3 protein-coding genes are annotated in these 3,554 nt (G+C 70.2%); all 3 read right to left on the bottom strand.

Translation table 11 applies throughout. From position 1 onward, the window contains the following. Window positions 1-60: 60 nt before the first annotated feature. The gene (gene sucD / locus ABZ641_RS29585) at window positions 61-951 is read right to left on the bottom strand and encodes a succinate--CoA ligase subunit alpha (RefSeq protein ID WP_344626876.1); all 891 of its coding nucleotides are present in this window, start codon (window positions 949-951) and stop codon (window positions 61-63) included. Between the two features lie 16 nt (window positions 952-967). Next, a complete protein-coding gene (gene sucC / locus ABZ641_RS29580; RefSeq protein ID WP_344626877.1) occupies window positions 968-2,143 on the bottom strand; it encodes an ADP-forming succinate--CoA ligase subunit beta in 1,176 nt (391 codons plus the stop codon). 324 nt (window positions 2,144-2,467) lie between these two features. Further along, on the bottom strand, window positions 2,468-3,554 hold a 1,087-nt coding region (locus tag ABZ641_RS29575), incomplete at its 5' end, for a VWA domain-containing protein (RefSeq protein WP_359986668.1).

Raw genomic sequence — 3,554 nt, 5'->3', positions numbered from 1 at the left:
CGCGGACGGATGTCCGCGGCGCCCTCGCACGTGGCGTCGGCCCTGGGGCCTGCCGGGGCCTTACTTGACGGTCGCGAAGAGCTCGCGGGCCAGGCGGGCGGTCTCGGACGGCGTCTTGCCGACCTTGACGCCGGCGGCCTCGAGGGCCTCCTTCTTCGCCTGGGCGGTGCCGGAGGAGCCGGAGACGATGGCGCCGGCGTGGCCCATGGTCTTGCCCTCGGGCGCGGTGAAGCCCGCGACGTAGCCGACGACCGGCTTGGTGACGTGCTCGGCGATGAAGGCCGCGGCACGCTCCTCGGCGTCGCCGCCGATCTCACCGATCATCACGATGACCTCGGTCTCCGGGTCCTCCTGGAACGCCTTGAGGGCGTCGATGTGGGTGGTGCCGATGACGGGGTCGCCACCGATGCCCACGGCCGAGGAGAAGCCCAGGTCACGCAGCTCGTACATGAGCTGGTAGGTCAGGGTGCCGGACTTGGAGACCAGGCCGATCTTGCCCGGGCCGGTGATGTCGGCGGGGATGATGCCCGCGTTCGACTGTCCGGGGGAGATCAGGCCGGGGCAGTTCGGGCCGATGATCTGGGTCTTGCTGCCCTTGGCACCGGCGTACGCCCAGAAGGCGGCCGAGTCGTGGACCGGCACGCCCTCGGTGATGACGACCGCGAGGCCGATCTCGGCGTCGATCGCCTCGACGACGGCGTCCTTGGTGAACTTCGGCGGCACGAAGATGACGGTGACGTCGGCACCGGTCTTCTCCATGGCCTCGGCGACGGAGCCGAAGACGGGCACCTCGGTGCCGTCGACGTCGACCGTGGTGCCGGCCTTGCGCGGGTTCACACCGCCGACGATCTGGGTGCCGGAGGCGAGCATGCGGCGGGTGTGCTTCATGCCCTCGGAGCCGGTCATGCCCTGGACGATGACCTTGCTGTCCTTGGTAAGGAAGATAGCCATGTGAAAGTCCCCTTCCTTACTTGGCGTTGGCAAGCTCGGCGGCGCGGTCGGCCGCACCGTCCATGGTGTCCACCTGCTGAACGAGCGGGTGGTTGGCGTCGGTCAGGATCTTGCGACCCAGCTCGGCGTTGTTGCCGTCCAGGCGGACGACGAGCGGCTTGGTGACGGCCTCGCCCTTCTCCTCGAGGAGGGCCAGGGCCTGCACGATGCCGTTGGCGACCGCGTCGCACGCGGTGATGCCGCCGAAGACGTTGACGAAGACCGACTTGACGTCGGTGTCGCCCAGGATGATCTCCAGGCCGTTCGCCATGACCTCGGCGGAGGCGCCGCCACCGATGTCGAGGAAGTTGGCGGGCTTCACGCCGCCGTGGTTCTCACCGGCGTAGGCGACCACGTCGAGGGTGCTCATGACGAGGCCCGCGCCGTTGCCGATGATGCCGACCTGGCCGTCGAGCTTGACGTAGTTGAGGCCCTTGGCCTTGGCCGCGGCCTCCAGCGGGTTCGCGGCGGCCTTGTCCTCGAGCGCCTCGTGCTCCGGCTGGCGGAAGTCGGCGTTCTCGTCCAGCGAGACCTTGCCGTCGAGCGCGATGATCTTGCCCTCGCCGGACTTGATCAGCGGGTTGACCTCGACGAGGAGCGCGTCCTCGGCGATGAAGACCTTCCAGAGCTGCTGGAGGACCTCGGCGACCTGGTCGGCGACGTCGGCCGGGAACTTCGCGGCGGCGACGATCTCGGCGGCCTTCTCCGGGGTGCAGCCCTCGTTGGCGTCGACCGGGATCTTCGCGAGCGCGTCGGGGTTCTCCTCCGCCACGACCTCGATCTCGACACCGCCCTCGACGCTGGCCATCGCCAGGAAGGTGCGGTTCGTGCGGTCCAGCAGGAACGAGACGTAGTACTCGTCCTTGATGTCCGCGGTCTGGGCCAGCATCACCTTGTGGACGGTGTGGCCCTTGATGTCCATGCCGAGGATGGCCTCGGACTTGGCGACGGCGTCCGCCGGGTCGGAGGCGAGCTTGACGCCGCCGGCCTTGCCTCGGCCGCCGACCTTCACCTGAGCCTTGACGACGGCGCGGCCGCCGAAGCGCTCCGCGATGGCGGCAGCGTCTGCGGCGTTCTCGATGACATCGCCGTCAAGCACGGGCACACCGTGCTTGGCGAAGAGGTCCCTCGCCTGGTACTCGAACAGGTCCACGTGTTTGTCCTTGTTCGTGGTCGCGGATTGTGTCTCTTCGAGCGTGCCACGGCAGGATCTTCGCTGCGGGTCGTCGGGGCTGCGCGGGTACGCAGAGCTACGGCCTTGCGGTCCGTACAGCGCCGGGCGCACCGTCAATCAACACGCGCGTCACGTCCGTGTGGCAGGTTATCCCCGTACGACGGGCGTGTTTCGCCCGTGACGGGGTCGGGCTTGGTGAGAACCGTCACAACGGGTGCACCCGGCAGGCCGGGAGCCGGTCTCTCATCGACAATGCCGATGCCGTGAGATGCGGACATCCCGCACCCGAACGGGTGAGGCGGCTCAGCCGTTGTCCGGCACCGGCAGCGGGCGCTTCTCGATCGCCGCGGCCATGATCTCCGGGAAGACGTCCGGTGTGCAGGCGAAGGCCGGGGCACCGAGCTCCGCCAGGGCCGCGGCGTGCGCGCGGTCGTAGGCGGGGGCGCCCTCGTCGGAGAGCGCGAGCAGGGCGATGAACTGCACCCCGGCCGCCTTCATCGCGGCGACCCGCTTGAGCATCTCGTTGCGGATGCCGCCCTCGTACAGGTCGCTGATCAGCACCACGATCGTCTCGGACGGCCGGGTGATCCTCGACTGGCAGTAGGCGAGGGCGCGGTTGATGTCGGTGCCGCCGCCGAGCCGGGTCGCGAACAGCACGTCCACCGGGTCGCTCAGCTGCTCGGTCAGGTCGACGACGGAGGTGTCGAAGACGACCAGCCGGGTGTCCAGGCTGCGCATCGACGCCAGCACCGCGCCGAACACCGCCGAGTGCACCACCGACGCCGCCATCGAACCGGACTGGTCGATGCAGAGGACGACGTCCTTCTTCACCGCGCGCTGCGCCCGGGCGTAGCCGATCAGCCGCTCCGGGACGACGGTGCCGGTGCCGTCCGGGCCCGCCTCGGGCAGGTAGTTCTTGAGGTTGGCGCGGATGGTGCGGTTCCAGTCGATGTCCCGGTGCCGGGGGCGGTTCACCCGGGCGGAGCGGTCGAGCGCCCCGCCGAGGGTCGCCCGGGTACGGTCGGCGAGGCGGCGCTCCAGGTCGGCCACCACCTTGCCGACCACCGCCCGGGCCGTCTCCCGGGTGGTCTCCGGCAGGGCGTGCTTGAGCGAGAGCAGGGTGCCGACCAGGTGGACGTCCGGCTCCACCGCCTCCAGCATCTCGGGCTCCAGCAGCAGCCGGTCCAGGCCGAGCCGGGAGATCGCGTCCTGCTGCATCAACTGGACGACCGTGGTCGGGAAGTACTCGCGGATGTCGCCGAGCCAGCGGGCCACCTGCGGCGCCGAACCGCCGAGGCCGGCACTGCGCGCGGCGCCGCGGCCGCCCTCGGCGTCCGCCCCGCGGTAGAGCGCGGCGAGCGCGCCGTCCATGGCGGCGTCCCGCCCGCTC

The sequence above is a fragment of the Kitasatospora sp. NPDC007106 genome, from assembly GCF_040634455.1.
Classification (GTDB): Bacteria; Actinomycetota; Actinomycetes; order Streptomycetales; family Streptomycetaceae; genus Kitasatospora; species Kitasatospora arboriphila.
This window is presented reverse-complemented; position numbering and strand designations above follow the sequence as displayed.

What these genes read in the sequence shown, in the direction of transcription:
- sucD (WP_344626876.1), bottom strand. Translation starts at nt 951, where the DNA reads ATGGCTATCTTCCTTACCAAGGACAGCAAGGTCATCGTCCAGGGCATG.